The 15,673-nt window shown below is 69.8% G+C and carries 15 protein-coding genes; 8 read left to right on the top strand and 7 right to left on the bottom strand.

All coding sequences use genetic code 11. The features are described 5' to 3' along the window. Window positions 1-129: 129 nt before the first annotated feature. From AAC134_RS22025 to AAC134_RS22015, 3 genes are all read right to left on the bottom strand, one after another. Window positions 130-783: an isochorismatase family protein gene (locus tag AAC134_RS22025; RefSeq protein ID WP_339951633.1), complete on the bottom strand. Its 654-nt coding sequence runs from the start codon at window positions 781-783 to the stop codon at window positions 130-132. 75 nt (window positions 784-858) lie between these two features. Continuing rightward, window positions 859-1,722, bottom strand: coding sequence for an isocitrate lyase/PEP mutase family protein (locus AAC134_RS22020; protein ID WP_339951631.1), 864 nt, complete (start codon window positions 1,720-1,722; stop codon window positions 859-861). Window positions 1,723-1,754: 32 nt separating this feature from the next. Further along, window positions 1,755-2,546, bottom strand: a complete 792-nt coding sequence (locus AAC134_RS22015; RefSeq protein ID WP_339951629.1) for a hypothetical protein — start codon at window positions 2,544-2,546, stop codon at window positions 1,755-1,757. 156 nt (window positions 2,547-2,702) lie between these two features. On the opposite strand from AAC134_RS22015, the gene AAC134_RS22010 reads away from it, so the two are divergent. Then, window positions 2,703-3,506 carry a GntR family transcriptional regulator gene (locus AAC134_RS22010; protein WP_339951627.1) on the top strand — a complete coding sequence of 268 codons (804 nt, stop codon included), beginning with the start codon at window positions 2,703-2,705 and terminating at the stop codon, window positions 3,504-3,506. Between the two features lie 77 nt (window positions 3,507-3,583). Here the strand turns inward: AAC134_RS22010 and AAC134_RS22005 are convergent, their stop codons facing one another. The 4 genes from AAC134_RS22005 to AAC134_RS21990 all read right to left on the bottom strand — a co-directional run bounded on the left by AAC134_RS22005 (window position 3,584) and on the right by AAC134_RS21990 (window position 7,169). Then, complete coding sequence (locus AAC134_RS22005; RefSeq protein ID WP_339951625.1) at window positions 3,584-4,411, bottom strand: SDR family NAD(P)-dependent oxidoreductase; 828 nt, start codon at window positions 4,409-4,411, stop codon at window positions 3,584-3,586. Beyond that, a complete protein-coding gene (locus tag AAC134_RS22000) occupies window positions 4,408-5,127 on the bottom strand; it encodes a GntR family transcriptional regulator (protein WP_339951623.1) in 720 nt (239 codons plus the stop codon). The genes AAC134_RS22005 and AAC134_RS22000 overlap by 4 nt, the downstream gene beginning before the upstream one ends. Window positions 5,128-5,153: 26 nt before the next feature. After that, complete coding sequence (locus AAC134_RS21995; protein WP_339951622.1) at window positions 5,154-5,900, bottom strand: arylmalonate decarboxylase; 747 nt, start codon at window positions 5,898-5,900, stop codon at window positions 5,154-5,156. 63 nt (window positions 5,901-5,963) lie between these two features. Then, window positions 5,964-7,169 carry an FAD-dependent monooxygenase gene (locus AAC134_RS21990; RefSeq protein WP_339951620.1) on the bottom strand — a complete coding sequence of 402 codons (1,206 nt, stop codon included), beginning with the start codon at window positions 7,167-7,169 and terminating at the stop codon, window positions 5,964-5,966. Between the two features lie 470 nt (window positions 7,170-7,639). Here AAC134_RS21990 and AAC134_RS21985 point away from each other — a divergent pair, with 470 nt between their 5' ends. The 7 genes from AAC134_RS21985 to AAC134_RS21955 all read left to right on the top strand — a co-directional run. Next, window positions 7,640-8,605, top strand: a complete 966-nt coding sequence (locus AAC134_RS21985) for a TAXI family TRAP transporter solute-binding subunit (RefSeq protein ID WP_339951618.1) — start codon at window positions 7,640-7,642, stop codon at window positions 8,603-8,605. Window positions 8,606-8,687: 82 nt separating this feature from the next. Then, a complete protein-coding gene (locus AAC134_RS21980; RefSeq protein WP_339951616.1) occupies window positions 8,688-10,586 on the top strand; it encodes a TRAP transporter fused permease subunit in 1,899 nt (632 codons plus the stop codon). Between the two features lie 270 nt (window positions 10,587-10,856). Further along, window positions 10,857-12,470: an ABC transporter substrate-binding protein gene (locus tag AAC134_RS21975; protein ID WP_339951614.1), complete on the top strand. Its 1,614-nt coding sequence runs from the start codon at window positions 10,857-10,859 to the stop codon at window positions 12,468-12,470. Between the two features lie 10 nt (window positions 12,471-12,480). Further along, a complete protein-coding gene (locus AAC134_RS21970; protein ID WP_339951612.1) occupies window positions 12,481-13,542 on the top strand; it encodes an ABC transporter permease in 1,062 nt (353 codons plus the stop codon). A gap of 16 nt (window positions 13,543-13,558) precedes the next feature. Further along, a complete protein-coding gene (nikC, locus tag AAC134_RS21965) occupies window positions 13,559-14,479 on the top strand; it encodes a nickel transporter permease (RefSeq protein ID WP_339951635.1) in 921 nt (306 codons plus the stop codon). Beyond that, on the top strand, window positions 14,476-15,345 hold the full coding sequence (locus tag AAC134_RS21960) for an ABC transporter ATP-binding protein (RefSeq protein ID WP_339951610.1): 870 nt from the start codon (window positions 14,476-14,478) through the stop codon (window positions 15,343-15,345). Before nikC ends, AAC134_RS21960 begins: the two co-directional genes overlap by 4 nt. Beyond that, window positions 15,342-15,673, top strand: a 332-nt coding sequence (locus AAC134_RS21955; RefSeq protein WP_339951608.1) for an ATP-binding cassette domain-containing protein, incomplete at its 3' end; no start/stop codon positions are given. The genes AAC134_RS21960 and AAC134_RS21955, both read left to right, overlap by 4 nt.

Genomic DNA, 15,673 nt, shown 5'->3' with positions numbered 1-15,673 from the left:
GGGGCGAGTCGCTCTGATCGGCATCCGCGAGAGACGGCTCCGGAGAACAGGCGCTCGGCGAGGGTTTGAGCGTTGCGCCGGGGCGCAACGGCAGAGGGCGCGCAGGGGCGGCGGGCCAGGAGGGGCGCCCTATTCGGCGGCGGCGCGGGTGGCGGCGAGGGCCTCGAGGAAGGCGATGATCTCGGGCTCGTCGACCACGTCGGCGTATTTGGCGTTCATGTCGAAGAGGTTGGCCTCATGCGGGCCGGGGTGGCGGTCGCCGCAGGCGTCCGACACGACGGTGGTGATGAACCCGTGGGACATCGCGTCGACGCAGCTTGCGCGCACGCAGCCAGAGGTGGTCAGGCCGGTCAGGATCACCTGGTCGATCCCGGCCGCCGTCAGCGTCGAGGCGAGCGAAGTGCCGAAGAACGCCGAGGGGTACTGCTTGGAGATCACCAGTTCGTCGGGCTCAGGCGTCAGGCCCTGCGCGAAGGCCGCGGTGGCGCGGCCCTGGATGAAGGAATCGAGCGGCCTGGCCTTCTGCAGGAAGCGCCCGCCGTCGAGGCCAGAGGGGTGCAGCGAGACCTCGGTCAGGATCACCGGCACGCCGATCGCTCGGCACTTCGCGCGGATGCGCAGAGCCGAGGCGAGGGCGGCGATGCAGCCCTCGCCGCCGTAGAGCGGGCAGTCGGGGTCGTAGTAGGCGTGGGCGAAGTCGACCATCACCAGCGCCGGGCGCTGGCCGAACCCCGCCTTCTTGCCGTAGGCGCGGGCGTAGTTGTCGCCGAGATCCTCGGACATGGACCGTCTCCTTGCATCGCGAACGGGCGCCGCGGCGGGGCGCCTCCGGGCGGGATCCCCGGAGGCGCCCTGGGGTCACACCGCCTCGGGGAACTTCTTCTCGAACGCCCAGACGTCCTCGAAACCGATCAGCTTGTTGAACTCGCCGAAGTCGTAGAGGTCCACGGCCCCGGTCGTCTCGCCGTGGCTCTTGAGGTCGCCATAGGCGCGGGTCAGCGCTTCGCCCACCGCGAGGAAGCCCACCGCGGGGTGGATGGCGATGGCGTAGCCCAGCTCCTTCAGGCGGCTCTCGGACAGCAGCGGCGTGCGGCCGCCGTTGACCATGTTGGCGAAGAGGGGGGCGTCGATCTCGTCGGCGACGCGCTTCATCTCGTCCTCGGACTCCGGGCTCTCGACGAAGATCACGTCGGCGCCGGCGGCCGCGTAGGCCTTGCCCCGCGCGATCGCCTCGTCCAGGCCCAGCGAGGTGCGGCTGTCGGTGCGCGCGATGATCAGGAAGTCGTCCGAGCGGCGGGAGTCGACGGCGACCTCGATCTTCTTGACCATCTCCTCGACCGGCACCACCCGGCGGCCCAGCGTGTGGCCGCAGCGCTTGGGAAACTCCTGGTCCTCCATCTGCATGGCGGTGACGCCGGCGGCCTCGTAGCCCTGCACCGTGTGGCGCACGTTCAGAAGCCCGCCGTAGCCGGTGTCGGCGTCGGCGATCACCGGGGTCGAGGTGCGCGCGCACATCTGGCCGATGCGCTCGACCATGTCGCGGTAGGTGGCGATGCCGGCGTCCGGCAGTCCGAGATAGGAGGCCACGGTGCCGTAGCCCGTGACGTAGAGCGCCTTGAACCCGGCGCGGTCGGCGACCAGCGCCGAGATCAGGTCGAAGATCCCGGGCGCGAGGATGAATTCCCCGTTCTTCAGCGCCGCCTTGAGGGCTGGATCGGCCATGTGCTTGTTCCTCCGGTAGATGCGCTTCGCGTTCAGGCGCCGGCGAGAAGCCGGCCCCCTCCCGGAACGCTGTCGTGGATACCGACCGCCCGCAGCATCGCCCACAACGTGGCCTGGTTGGACGTCACCACGGGGACGCCCAGTTCGGCCTCGAGCGGCTCGATCAGCGGCAGGGTCGGAAAGTCGGTGCAGGTGATCAGCAGCGCGTCCGAGCCCGGAACGAAGCAGGCGCGGGCGTGGGCCGCGACCTGATCGAGCGGGGTCTGCGCGATGCGGATGAACTCGTGAGGGCCATTCTCGCCGATGCCCAGGCCCTCGATCCGCGCCACCTCGAAGCCGCAGTCGGCGAGGAACGCCGTCTCATGGTCGTTCACGCGGCGGGCGTAGGGGGTTGCGACCGAGAGGCGGCTCGCCCCCAGCGTGCGCAGGGCCGCGACGATGGCGGCCGAGGTGGTCAGGCAGGCCACGCCGTTGCGCGCGGAAAGATCCTGCTCCAGCCGCTCGGGCGGCGAGATCATCGAGCCCGCGGTGCAGGCGTAGGCCACCGCGTCGACCCCGCAGGGGGTCAGCATGGCGATGGCGGCGTCCAGATCGGCATGCAGATGGGCCAGGCCCTCGGGCGTGCCCGCGTCATGCAGGCGCATGCGGTGGGTGTGGAAGCTGACGCCCGCAGGGATCATGCGGGACCATTCCGACTCGTTGACCGTATTGGTCGGCGGAACGATCAAACCCAGTCGGGCGCGCGGTCCATAGACCGAGGCGTGGCGGTTCGACACCGCGCCGGGCCCGGATTCGGGCGAAGTCTGGGGAGAGGTCAGGTCCATCACGGGGCCAATCGATACGGTTGCGCGGGCTTTGTCCAGACCTTTTCGCACTCGACATGCCCCCTGCGGTTGCGCGAAGGTTCGCCAGGCGCCATGACGCGGCGCCGGGTCGGGAAATTTCGCCGACTGCAGCCGCCCCAGGGAGTAGATTGGACCATGAACCAGCCGGCCAGCCCGACGCCCGGACCGAAACCCGGACCGTCCGGACCCGCCTCCGAGCCGGCCGACGCCTCCGGTCCGCGCCACGCCCGGATCCGCAAGGTGCTGGAGCAGCGGGTCCGCGACGGGGTCTATGCCGTCGGCTCGCTGATGCCCACCGAAATCGAGCTGGCCGCGGAGTTCGACGCCTCCCGCTTCACGGTGCGCGAGGCGCTGCGCCACCTGACCGAGAACGGCTATGTCGAGCGTCGCCAGGGCGTGGGCACGCGGGTGATCGCCGCCCGCCCGCAGGCCACCTACACCCAGAGCTTCGACCACCTCCATGAGCTGTTCCAGGTGGCGGTCGACACGTTCTACGTGGTGATGGAGATGGCCGACGTGGTGCTGGACGCGGACCTCGCCGAGGACGTGGGCGGTCTGCCGGGCGAGACCTGGATCCGGATCGACGGCGTGCGCTGGACCGAGCCGGGCGGCAAGCCGCTGTGCTACATCCAGAGCTACGTGCCCGAGCGGTTCCGCGACCTGGTCCCCCGGTTCCGCGGCCTGCAGGGCCCATTCTTCGCCCTGCTCGAGACCCATTCCGAGCACCCGATCGACGAGTGCGTGCAGGAGATCCGCGCCGTCCCGATGCCCGAGGCCTTCCAGCGCCAGCTGGGCCAGGCGCCGGGCGGCTACGCGATGCTGCTGCTGCGCCGCTACGTGACTGCGGGGGGCGTGCTGATCGCCTCCTACAACTGGCACCCGGCCGAGCACATGACCTACGTGATGCGCATCCACCGCTCCAGGCTGGGCGTGGGCTGAGCGACCGGCCCGCGGGGGCCGGCGCGCCGCCGCGGGCCCCCGCCGGGCCAAACGCCGGGCCAAACGCCGGGGCGCCCTCACATGATCGCGGGCTTGTCGACATGGGGGGAGGCCGCGGCCTCTGCGGCCTCGGCGTCGGGCAGGCTCTCGTCCCACAGACGGGCGATGAAGCGCCGCCCCGTCACCCCATCCGAGCCCGGGCCGCACAGCCAGACGATGGCGCGGCGCATCACGGCGGCGGGCAGCAGGTTGCCGTCGGCGCCCTTCTTGTTCGCCGAGGGCGGCAGCAGGTCGGTGTCGGCCGCCCCGCCCGGCAGGTAGACGTTGACCGTCGCGCCGGTCCCCTCCAGATCCTGCGCCCAGACGCGGCTCGCCGCCTCCAGCCCCGCCTTCGAGGGGCCGTAGGGCGAATACCCCCGCCGCACCATGGTCTGGTCGGAGGTGGAGACGTTGATCACCTTGCCCGCGCCGCGCGCCACCATTCCGGGCACGGCGGCGCGCGCCATGTTGAAGGCGCCCGTCAGGTTCGCCTGCACGATGCGGCCCCAGGCCTCGGGATCGGCCTCCCAGAACTTCGCGGGCTTCGTGTTGAACGTCTCCGAGATCGCGCGCATGCCGATGCCGGCGTTGTTGACCAGCGCGTCGAGGGGGCCCAGCTCGGCCTCCACCCTCGCCACCAGCGCCTCGCAGGCGGCGTAGTCGGCCACGTCGCAGGGCAGCGCCAGCACCCGCGCGCCAAGCGCCGCGCACTCGGCCGCGGTCGCCTCCAGCGCGGGCGAGGCGCCCGCCCCCGTCACGCAGACCGCAGCCCCCTGCCCCGCCAGCTCCAGCGCCATCTCGCGCCCCAGCCCGCGGGAGCCGCCGGTGACGATGACCACCCGGCCCGACAGCGCCCCTCCGCTCATGCCCCCAGCCCCCGGCGCACGACCGCGTTGGGCTTGGTCGAGATGATGTGGCTCTTCATCGCCGCCGCCGCCCACTCGGCGTCGCGCCGCTCGAGGGCCGTGACGATGTCGCGATGCTGGGCGTTGGAGCGCTGCACGTTGATCTCCTGTTCGCAGACGAAACGCTTGATGGTCACCAACGGCAGCGCGAAGGCCTGCGCGGTCAGCGCGCGCAGCTGGGACGAGCGGGTGGCCCCGATGATCACCTCGTGGAAGCGGGCGTTGAGGTCGAAGAACCGCTCCGGCTCGCCCTCGCCCGAGGCGTCGCCGAGCGCGTCGATCGCCTCGACCAGCCCCTTCATCCGGTCGAGCTCCTCGAGCGTGATGCGGGTGGCGGCCAGCGTGGCGGCATAGCTCTCTAGCCGGGCGCGCAGCTCGAAGATCACCGCGACCTCGTGGAACGAGAAATCGGCGACGTAGCGGTGGCGGTTCTGCGCCAGCGCCAGCCCCTCGGCGGTCAGCCGGTGGAGGGCCTCGCGCACCGGGGTGCGCGAGGTGCCCGTCATCCGCGCCAGAGGCTCCTCGCGCAGATGCGTCCCGGCCGCGAGCTCGCCCGAGAGGATCGCCGAGCGGATCGTCTCATAGGCGCGCTCGGCGGGTTTGGGGCCAGCCTCGGGGCTGACCTCGAGGCCGGGCTCGGGCTCGGCGACCTGGACGTCCGGCTGGTCGAGGCTCATGGCCGTTCCCCTTCTCGGTCGCGGGCTCAGTGGTGGGACAGGAGCGAGCCGTAGCCCTGGATCTTGTCCTCGATCCCGTTCATGCGCAGCGCGTGCCAGTAGGTGGCGGTGTTGATCGCGATCACCGGCTTGTCGAGCCAGAATTCCGCGATGCCGCCCACGCGGGCCATGGCGAGGTTGGTGCCGGCCTGCACGATGGCCTCGACCGAGGGGTCGTTGACCTCGTTGATCGCGTCGCGAAGGGTCTTCTCGGTCTCGTGCGCGATCATCATCGGGCTCGAGCACTTCAGGCCCTTGATCTGCACCACCTCGAAGCCGCACTCGGTGAAGTAGCGCTCGACCTGCTTGTCGCCGATCGGCATGTAGGGGGTGATCACGGCGATCTTCTTGATGTCGCCAAAGCACTTCAGCGCGTTCATGCAGGCGTCCGAGCCCATCGCGACGGGCATGCCCGCACGCTCCATGATCTCGGCCTGCAGCTTGTCCGCGCGCTCCTTGCCGTCCCAGAACGTCTCGGCCGACATGCCCATGACCATCGCGCCGGGGGAGCAGGTCTTGACCGCGTCGATCGCGTCCATGGTGGCCGCGCGGATGCGCATCACCAGCGTGTTGAAGTCCTCGTCCGAGGTGACGGGATCGTCGGGCACCAGGATGCGCGAGAAGTGGTTGGTCACGCCGACCGGGCGCATGTCGTCGAACTCGGGCTGCACCGAGGTGTTGGTCGAGGGCGCGATCACGCCGAACTTCATGCGGTAGCCGAGGGAGTCGGTCATAGGTCTGGTCCTGTTGGTCTCGCGCAGGGCGATGGTCGGGTCTCGGGTCTCGGGTCTCGGGGCTCAGGCGACCTCTTCGAGATCGCGCAGCGACTGGATCATCGAGGAGCCCATCACAAAGGCCTTGTGGCGGGCGGGATCGGCGGCGGTCTCGCGCATCTCCTGGTGGAAGGCGGCGCGGGCGGCGGGGTCGGTCTCGGCCATCATCTTGCGGTTGCGGATCGACTGGGCCTGCACAGTGTCCACGCAGGCCTTGCGGCGCTGGCGGGTGTACTGCGCGGCGACCGAGAGATCGGCCTCGCCCTTCCAGACGCGGGCCAGCTTCTCGCACAGGTTGACCGCGTCGTGGACGCCGCCGTTCATGCCCATGCCGCCGAGCGGGTTGTTGAGATGGGCCGAGTCGCCGGCCAGGAACACCCGGCCCTGGTCGTAGGTCGCGGCCACCCGCTGGTGCACGCGGTAGGCGGTGGCGTGGACCACGTCGTAGGGGCCGTCCTTGGGGCACAGGGCCTGCAGGCGGGCCTCCATCTGGACGGGGTCCTTGATCTGCTCGTCGCTCATGCCGGGCTCGGTCGGCAGCAGGATCCGCCACAGGCTCGGGGTGCGCAGCAGCACCGCCCATTCCTTGGGATCGGTGACGTAGGCGATGGGGGCCAGATCCTCGATCGCGGCGGCGAAATCGAAGGTGGTGGACATCGAGAAGAAGGTCTCGGGAATGGTCATCCCCTCGAACTCGATCCCCAGCATCTCGCGGATGCGGCTGTGGGCGCCGTCGCAGGCGATCAGGTAGCGGCCCCGGAGCTGCTCCTCCCCGCCGTCCGAGTTGCGGATCGTCAGCGTCACGCCGTCGTCGTCCTGGGTCACGCCGGTGGCGGTGGCGTCATAGACGATGTCGGCCAGGTCCCAGCCGTCGATCATGTCGCGCAGCTTCTCGGTCAGCTTCCACTGCTCGCACTGCAGGCGGTAGGGGTGGTTGGTCTCGCCCTTCAGCAGGCCAAGGTCGAAGGTGGCCACCACGCCCTGCTCGCGGTCGCGGAACTGCCAGTGGGGGCAGATCAGACCGCGCTCGATCAGGTTGTCCATCACGCCGAAGCGGTCCAGCATGTCCATGGTGGGGGGATGGAAGGTCGAGGCGCGCAGGTCCATGGGAAGCTCCCGGCTGCGCTCGACCACCGTCACCGGGATCCCGTCCATCGCCAGGCTGCAGGCCGCCACCAGGCCCACCGGGCCGGCCCCGACCACCAGAACGCGCTCGTTCTTTCCGCTCATCGACGACCCTTCGCCTCCTGCAACATTTTCTTGACAGCCCACCGGGCCCCTCTCAATGTGTACAAGTTGTCAGGACATATCAATCCGCTTTTTCACCGAATGTCCGGTGCAGACGGGGCGAGCCTCCGGGCGACACGCGATGTCGGCGCGGCCGCGGCCTGGGGAGGAGAGATCTCACGGGCCGGCCGCGCAGCAAACGAAGGGGATGCCAAGCCGTGACCTCCGCCAGAGGACCGGACCGCCCGCGCCGCGAGGGCCCGCGCCAGGCGCGTCCCCTGCGGCGCGGCGCGCCCTCGGTTCGCCTGCGCAGACCGCGAGGCCGCCCCGGAGCCGCACAGACCGCTCCCGGTTTGTATACATGAACCCGGAGCGGGCGGGGGGACCAGGAGCCCCCCCCTGCCCGCTTCCCCTCCGACCGCCCCAAGCCACGAAGGGCGGCGGCGCCCCCCATCAGGAAAGGACCTGCCTCCATGCCCAAGCTTCACCGGACGCGCTCTGCGTCGACCTTCGCGACGGCGGCCGCGGCCCTCGTCGCCGGCGCGCTCTCGGCTGTCTCGGCCCAGGCCCAGACGGTCGCCATCGGCACCACCCAGGGCGGCGCCACCAACCAGCTGGCCATCGCCATCGCCAACGCCGTCTCGGGCGACGGCGAGATCCAGATGCGCCCGCAGATCATGGCCAACACCTCGCAGTACATCCCGCTGGTCAACGCCGGCCAGATCGAGTTCGGCGTCGCGAACTACCCCCAGACCTGGTACGCGGTCGAGGGCACGGGGATGTCGAGCGAGGCCAACCCCGACCTGCGCATGGTCGCCAACCTGTTCCCGTTCAAGGCCGGCATCGTCACCCCCGAGAGCGCCGGGATCCAGACCTTCGCCGACGTGAAGGGCAAGGGCGTGCCCCGCTTCCCCGACAACAGCCTGGGCGAGTTCGTGATCCGCATGGCGCTGGGCGCGGGCGGGCTGACCTATGACGACGTCACCGAGGTTCCCGTCTCCAACTTCCCGCGCATGTACGAGGCGCTGAAGGCCGGCCAGACGGTGATCTCGATCTCGGCGGTCGGCGCGCGCCCGGCCTACGACCTCGAGGCCAGCCTCGGCGACATCCAGTTCCTCTCGATGACCGAGGAGAACCTGCCCGGCATGAAGGAGCTGATGCCCGGCATCTTCCTGTTCCCGCTGGAGGCTTCGGACGAGATCCCCGGCCTCGACGAGGAGGCCACGATCTTCGCCTACAACTACCTGCTGTGGGCCAACAAGGACGTCTCCGACGAGGTCGTGGGCACGGTGGTGAAGGCGATCTACAACCACGCCGCCGCGCTCAAGGAGTCCTCGCCGATGTGGAACGAGTTCGACCCCGCGCTGCTGTGCAAGGAGGTCGAGCTCGAGTTCCACCCCGGCGCGCTCGCCGCCTGCGAGGAGCTGGGCATCCTCTGAGGCCGCATGGCCTCGCCCCCGGCCCCGCGCGGGCCGGGGGCCTGAACGGTTCTCCCCTGACAGTCGACGACGAAAGGCGGCCATGAGCGGGCGCATCCTTACTCCGATCCAGTGGACGCTGTGCCTGCTGGTGGCGCTTCTTCCGGTCGCCTGGGCGCTGAACGCGCCGCTCTGGCTGGGGCTGCTGCTCTACCCCGAGCAGGTGGCGGGCCTGATGCTGGGCATGGCCGCGTGCACCGTGTTCCTGCGCACGGCGCCCGGGCGCACGGGCCCGATGCTCTGGGTCGACCTGGCGCTCGCCGCCGCGAGCCTGTGGGTGGGCGTGCACTTCCTGCTCCGCTTCCCGGTCCTGTCCGAGGGCGCCTTCTTCCACCCCGAGGAAAGCCTGGCGCTGGGCGTCGGGGTCGCGGTCATCACCCTCGAGGGCCTGCGCCGGCTGGGCGCGTGGAGCCTGATCGCGATCCTGGGCGTGCTGGTCCTCTACACCCTGTTCTCGGACCTGGTGCCGGGCAAGCTGCAGGGCCGCCCGATCCCGGCCGCCGACATCGTGCGCTTCATCGGCGTGGATTCGGCGGCGACCTTGGGCGCGGCGCTGCAGGTGGCGGCCTTCGTGGTGGTGCTGTTCATCGTCTTCGGCCGGCTGCTGGTGATCACCGGCGGCGCGGGCGTGCTGACCGACGCGGCCCGGGCGCTCGCCGGCGACCGGCGCGGGGCCACGGCCAAGATGGCGGTGATCGCCTCGGCCTTCATGGGCTCGATCTCGGGCTCGGCGGTTTCGAACGTGATGTCGACGGGCGTGGTCACCATCCCCGCGATGAAGAAGGCGGGCTTCCAGCCCAAGACCGCCGGCGCGATCGAGGCGGTGGCCTCGACCGGCGGCCAGATCCTGCCGCCGGTGATGGGCGCGGCCGCCTTCCTGATGTCCGAATTCCTGCAGATGCCCTATCGCGACATCATCATCGCGGCCCTGATCCCGGCGCTTCTGTATTTCTACGCCGTCTACGTGCAGATCAGCCTGCTTGCGGACAAGCACAACCTCGGCGCCGGCGAGCAGGAGGCGCCCAAGCCCGCGCTCGAGATCCTGCGTCACGCGATGGTGGTGATCGTGCCCATCGGCGCCCTGCTGACCGGCATGTTCGCCTTCAACATGGAGGCCGAGACGGCGGTCGTCTGGGCCTCGCTGGCGCTGCTGGCGATCGGTCTGCTCAATCTGGCCAACCTGCACCGGATCCGGCTGGGGGACGTGGCCCACGCCCTCTATGACGCCGGGCGCGACGCGGCCGAGATCCTGCTGATCTGCGCGGTGGCGGGCATGATCATCGGGCTGCTGTCGTCCTCGGGCCTGTCGTTCGGGCTCAGCTTCGTGCTGCTGGAGCTGGGCGAGGGGTCGCTGCTGCTGCTGTTGCTGCTGACCGCGCTGGTCTCGATCATCCTGGGGATGGGGCTGCCGACCTCGGGCGTCTACCTGCTGCTCGCGACCCTTTCGGCGCCGCCGCTAGTGCAGCTGGGCGTGGGCAAGCTCGAGGCGCATTTCTTCGTCTTCTACTTCGGCCTGCTGTCGATGATCTCGCCCCCCGTGGCGCTGGCGAGCTTTGCGGCCGCCTCGATGGCCGGCGCCAAGGCGATGGCCACCGCCTGGGAGAGCGTGCGCCTGGGCTGGATCGCCTTCGTGCTGCCGTTCATCTTCGTCTACCACCCCGGCCTGCTGATGCAGGGCGGCCTGTGGGCGATCTTCGCGGCCACGGTGACCACGATCGTCGCCGTGCCGATGATCACCGCGGCGCTGATCGGCTACGGCCGTCGCCGCCTGGCGCCGGTCGAGCGGCTGGCGGCCCTCGCGCTCGGCGCCCTGTGCCTGCTGCCGCCGGGCGAGGTGATGTGGATGACCGCGGCCACCTGGCTCGCCACCTTCGCCTGCATCGCGCTGATCTGGCTGCACCTGCGCCGCAACCCCGAGGCCCCGAGCCCCGCCCGGGCCTGAACCCGGCCGCATCGAAACAGCCAGGGCCCCGGGGACTCCTCCCCGGGGCCCTTCGCGTTCCGCCCCTCCCGCTTCTGGGGAACGTGACGCGGCGCCGCGTCCTTCGCAGCCGCAGCACGGGAATTCACTTGTGGACACGCGAAATCGATAATTGCAGGCTTGCGAACGGCCGCGGGGCACGCCCGCGCCCGTCAATCATGGGCTCGGCCTCGACGCCGGCCCGATCCCGCCGCGCACTGACCCGTGCGGCGAGCAACAGCGGAGGGTCACATGAATATCCTGGGCAGACGATCCCTGGGTCGGCTGGCGACGGTTGGCGTCGCCGCAGCGATGCTGGCAGGCGCGGCGGCCGGTCCGCTGCGCGCCGCCCCGCCCGCCGACACCTTCGTCATGGCGAAGGACATCTCCGACATCATCACCCTCGACCCGGCCGAGGTGTTCGAGTTCTCGGGCGGCGAGATGATCGCCCAGATCTACGACCGCCTGATGTGGTTCGAGCCGGACAACATGTCCAAGCTGGTCTGCGGCGTCTGCGAGTCCTACGAGGTCTCGGAGGACGGCAAGACCATAACCTTCGCCATGCGCGAGGGCATGGCCTTCGAGAGCGGCAATCCCGTCACTGCCGAGGACGTGGTCTATTCGCTGCGCCGGGTGGTGAAGCTGAACAAGACCCCGTCCTTCATCGTCACCCAGTTCGGCTGGACGCCCGAGAACGTCGACGACCTGGTGCGGGTCGAGGACGGCAAGGCGGTGGTCGAGATCACCGAGGAGTTCTCGCCCGCCCTCGTGCTCAACGCGCTCTCGGCCGGCGTCGCCTCGATCGTCGACATGAAGACCGTCGAGGAGCACGCGACCGACGGCGACATGGGCTACGCCTGGCTGAAGAACAACTCCGCCGGCTCCGGCCCCTTCAAGCTGCAGACCTGGAAGGCCAACGAGCTGGTCTCGATGACCGCGAACGAGGACTTCCGCTCCGGCGCGCCGGGCGTGAAGCGGGCCATCGTGCGACACGTGGCCGAGCCCGCCGCGCAGCGCCTGATGATCGAGAAGGGCGACATCGACCTCGCCCGCGACCTGACGCCCGACATGGTGGCCGCGCTCGAGGGCGACGACTCGGTCAAGGTGCAGACCGACGCCAAGGCCGCGCTGATCTACATGGCCGGCAACCAGGACAACGAGATCCTGGGCAACCCCAAGGTCATGGAAGCGATCAGGTATCTGGTCGACTACAAGGGCATGGCCGACAGCTTCCTCAAGGGCCAGTTCAAGGTCCACCAGGCCGCCTGGCCCGAGGGTATGTGGGCCGGCTACAACGAGACGCCCTATACGCTGAACGTCGAGAAGGCCAAGGAGCTGCTGGCCGAGGCCGGCTATCCCGACGGCTTCGAGATCGAGATGGACACCCTCAACCAGTCGCCCTACCCCGAGATCGCGCAGGCCGTGCAGGCGACGCTTTCGCAGGCGGGCATCCAGGTCTCGATCACCACGGCCGAGGGCAAGACGCTGTGGCCGATGTATCGGGCGCGCAAGCACTCGCTGATCCTCGCCCAGTGGTCGCCGGACTACACCGACCCCCACTCGAACCTCGACGCCTTCGCCCACAACCCGGACAACAGCCCGGAGGCGAAGCTGACCGGCGTGCTCGCCTGGCGCAACGCCTGGATGGACGAGGACATGAACGCCATGGTCGTCGAGGCCCGCAACGAGAAGGACGTCGACACGCGCGAGCAGCAGTATTTCGACATCCAGAAGAAGCTGCAGGCCGAAGGCCCCTACGCGATCATGTTCCAGCAGACCGAGCAGGCCGTGATGCGCGCCGAGGTCGAGGGCTTCGTCTCGGGCCCGACCTTCGACCTGATCTACTACCGCACCGTGTCGAAGTGAGGAGCCTCGCTTGACCGAGCAGACGAGCGCGGCGGCGCCGGGGAAGCTCCCGGCGGCGCCGCGCGCCCTCAAGGCCACGGCGGGCGCGGTCCTGTCGCTGGTCCTCACCTTCCTGGGCCTGACCGCGATCACCTTCGTGATCGGCCGGGTGATGCCCGCCGACCCGGTGCTCGCGGTCGTGGGCGACCGCGCCTCCGAGGAGGCCTATCAGCGCGTGTTCCTCGAGATGGGTCTCGATAAGCCCCTCTACGATCAATACCTGCGCTACCTGGGCCAGATCCTGACCGGCGACTTCGGCGCCTCGATCATGACCACCCGTCCGGTGACCGAGGACATCCTGCGCTTCTTCCCCGCGACGCTGGAGCTGGCGACGCTCGCCACCCTCGCGGGCTGCCTGATCGGCATTCCGATGGGGGTCTGGGCCGCCGTGAACCAGGGCCGCTGGATCGACCACGCGGTCCGGGTGCTGGGGCTCGCAGGCTATTCGGTGCCGGTGTTCTGGCTGGGCATGGTGGGGCTGCTGGTCTTCTACGGGAACCTCGGCTGGGTGGCCGGTCCCGGGCGGATCGACATCTATTACGACGGCGTCGTCGACAGCGTCACCGGGGTGATCCTGATCGACAGCGCCCTGCAGGGCGAGTGGGAGATCTTCTGGAACGCCGTCAGCCACCTGATCCTGCCGGCCTCGGTGCTGGGCCTCTATGCGCTCGCCTACATCGCGAGGATGACGCGCAGCTTCATGCTCGACCAGTTGGGGCAGGAGTACATCCTGGCGGCCCGGATCAAGGGCGCCTCCGAGTTCTCGGTGATCTGGCGGCACGCCTTCCGCAACGTGCTGGTGCAGCTGATCACCATCATCGGCCTGACCTACGCCTCGCTGCTGGAGGGATCGGTGCTGACCGAGACCGTCTTCGCCTGGCCCGGCATCGGCCAGTACATCACCACCTCGCTGTTCAACGCCGACATGAACGCGGTTCTGGGCGGAACGGTCGTGGTGGGCATCTGCTTCGTGGGGATCAACATGCTCTCCGATCTGCTCTACAAGCTGGCCGACCCGAGGGCCCGGGCATGAGGGCGCGCGCATGACCATGGCGACGCAACCCCGGGCGGCCGGGCTTCGTGGCTGGCTGATGGACCCCTCGCCGGCCTCCACCTGGCAGGCGCGGGCGCAACGGGGCTATCTGGGCTGGGTCGGGTTCCGGGCGAACCCGATCGCGATGGCGGGCTTCGTGATCGTCGCGGCCCTGCTGCTGGCGGCGGCCTTCGCGCCCTGGATCACCTCGTCGGACGGGCTCGCCCCCAACCTCGGCGCGCGCCTGCTGCCGCCGTCGTCGGAGCACTGGCTGGGCACCGATCAACTCGGCCGGGACATCTTCGACCGGATCATCTGGGGCTCGCGGATCACGCTCTACATCGTGATCCTGGTCTCGATCATCGTGGCGCCCATCGGGCTCGCGGTCGGCACCATCGCGGGCTACGCGGGGGGGTGGGTGGATGCGGTGCTGATGCGCATCGTCGACATCTTCCTCGCCTTCCCCCGCCTGATCCTGGCGCTCGCCTTCGTCGCGGCCCTCGGCGCGGGGATCGAGAACGCGGTGCTCGCCATCGCCCTGACCACCTGGTCCCCCTACGCCCGCATCGCGCGCGCGGAGGTGCTGACCATCCGCAAGTCCGACTTCATCGTCGCGGCCGAGGCGCAAGGCGCGTCGACTTTCCGCATCATCCGCCGCCACGTCGTGCCGCTGTGCCTCGCCTCGGTGATCGTGCGGCTGACGCTGGACATGGCGGGCATCATCCTGACCGCCGCGGGGCTGGGCTTCCTCGGCCTCGGCGCGCAGCCGCCGCTGCCCGAGTGGGGGGCGATGATCTCTACCGGACGCCAGTTCCTGCTGGATCAGTGGTGGGTCCCCACCGCGCCCGGCGCCGCGATCTTCCTGGTCTCGCTCGGCTTCTGCCTGCTGGGCGACGGGCTTCGCGACATCCTCGATCCCAAGAGCGCGGCGAAATGAGCGCCCCCGAGAAACCCCTCGTCGAGGTCGAGGACCTCTCGGTCACCTTCCGCACCCCGCATGGGCCGGTCGAGGCCGTGCGCGGCGTCTCCTTCACCCTGGGCCGCGAGCGTCTGGGCATCGTGGGCGAGTCCGGCAGTGGAAAATCCCAGACCGGCCGCGCGATCCTGGGCCTGACCGCGGGCAACGGGCGGATCGAGGCGAAGACGCTCAGCTTCGACGGCATCGACCTGCTCACCGCCCGGCCGCGGACCCTGCGCAGGATCCGCGGCGCGCGGATCTCGATGATCATGCAGGACCCGCGCTTCTCGCTGAACCCGGTGGTCAAGGTCGGCGACCAGATCGCCGAGGCCTATGCGATCCACGCCAAAGCCTCGAAGCGCGTCGCCCGCCGCCGGGCGTTGGAGATGCTCGAGACGGTGCAGATCCGCGAGCCGGAGAAGGTCTACAACCTCTACCCCCACCAGGTCTCGGGCGGCATGGGCCAGCGAGTGATGATCGCGATGATGCTGATCCCCGAGCCCGACGTGCTGATCGCCGACGAGCCGACCTCGGCGCTCGACGTCACCGTGCAGATGCAGGTGCTGGCCCTGCTCGACGACATGGTGCGCGAGCGGGGGATGGGGCTGGTGCTGATCTCCCACGACCTGCACCTGGTCGCGAGCTTCTGCGACCGGGTCATCGTGATGTACGGCGGCCGGATCATGGAGGTGCTCGAGGCCGGCCGTCTGAACGAGGCGCAGCACCCCTACACCCGCGGCCTGCTGGAATGCCTGCCCAGCCTCGAACACCGCCAGGAGATGCTGCCCGTGCTCGACCGCGATCCCGCCTGGATGACCGAGACCGTGGCGGGGCGCGCCCGATGATCGAGATCGAGAACCTCTCCATCGCCTTCGGGACCGGCGCCTCGGCGGTGCAGGCGGTGCGAAACGTCAGCTTCTCGGTCGCCGAGGGCGAAAGCTACGGGCTGGTCGGCGAGAGCGGCTCGGGCAAGTCCACGATCCTGCGCGCGATTGCGCGGATCAACCCGCACTGGTCGGGCACGATCCGGGTCAACGGCCGGGCGCTGAGCGCCAAACGCTCGAAAGCCGAGGCGCGGGCGATGCAGATGGTCTTCCAGGACCCCTACGGCGCCCTGCACCCCCGCCATACCGTGGACGCGATCCTGCGCGAACCGCTGGAGATCCACGGCCT

It is taken from the genome of uncultured Albimonas sp., assembly GCF_963977235.1.
Taxonomy (GTDB): Bacteria; Pseudomonadota; Alphaproteobacteria; order Rhodobacterales; family Rhodobacteraceae; genus Albimonas.
The sequence above is the reverse complement of the archived record's forward strand: the minus strand, read 5'-3'. Positions and strand labels throughout refer to the sequence as shown.

Coding starts and splice junctions, on each gene's coding strand:
- AAC134_RS22005 (WP_339951625.1), bottom strand. CDS start 4,411: ATGAGCGGAGGGGCGCTGTCGGGCCGGGTGGTCATCGTCACCGGCGGC.
- AAC134_RS22025 (WP_339951633.1), bottom strand. CDS start 783: ATGTCCGAGGATCTCGGCGACAACTACGCCCGCGCCTACGGCAAGAAG.
- AAC134_RS22000 (WP_339951623.1), bottom strand. CDS start 5,127: ATGAGCCTCGACCAGCCGGACGTCCAGGTCGCCGAGCCCGAGCCCGGC.
- AAC134_RS21995 (WP_339951622.1), bottom strand. CDS start 5,900: ATGACCGACTCCCTCGGCTACCGCATGAAGTTCGGCGTGATCGCGCCC.
- AAC134_RS21980 (WP_339951616.1), top strand. CDS start 8,688: ATGAGCGGGCGCATCCTTACTCCGATCCAGTGGACGCTGTGCCTGCTG.
- AAC134_RS22015 (WP_339951629.1), bottom strand. CDS start 2,546: ATGGACCTGACCTCTCCCCAGACTTCGCCCGAATCCGGGCCCGGCGCG.
- AAC134_RS21960 (WP_339951610.1), top strand. CDS start 14,476: ATGAGCGCCCCCGAGAAACCCCTCGTCGAGGTCGAGGACCTCTCGGTC.
- nikC (WP_339951635.1), top strand. CDS start 13,559: ATGGCGACGCAACCCCGGGCGGCCGGGCTTCGTGGCTGGCTGATGGAC.
- AAC134_RS22010 (WP_339951627.1), top strand. CDS start 2,703: ATGAACCAGCCGGCCAGCCCGACGCCCGGACCGAAACCCGGACCGTCC.
- AAC134_RS22020 (WP_339951631.1), bottom strand. CDS start 1,722: ATGGCCGATCCAGCCCTCAAGGCGGCGCTGAAGAACGGGGAATTCATC.
- AAC134_RS21975 (WP_339951614.1), top strand. CDS start 10,857: ATGAATATCCTGGGCAGACGATCCCTGGGTCGGCTGGCGACGGTTGGC.
- AAC134_RS21985 (WP_339951618.1), top strand. CDS start 7,640: ATGCCCAAGCTTCACCGGACGCGCTCTGCGTCGACCTTCGCGACGGCG.
- AAC134_RS21990 (WP_339951620.1), bottom strand. CDS start 7,169: ATGAGCGGAAAGAACGAGCGCGTTCTGGTGGTCGGGGCCGGCCCGGTG.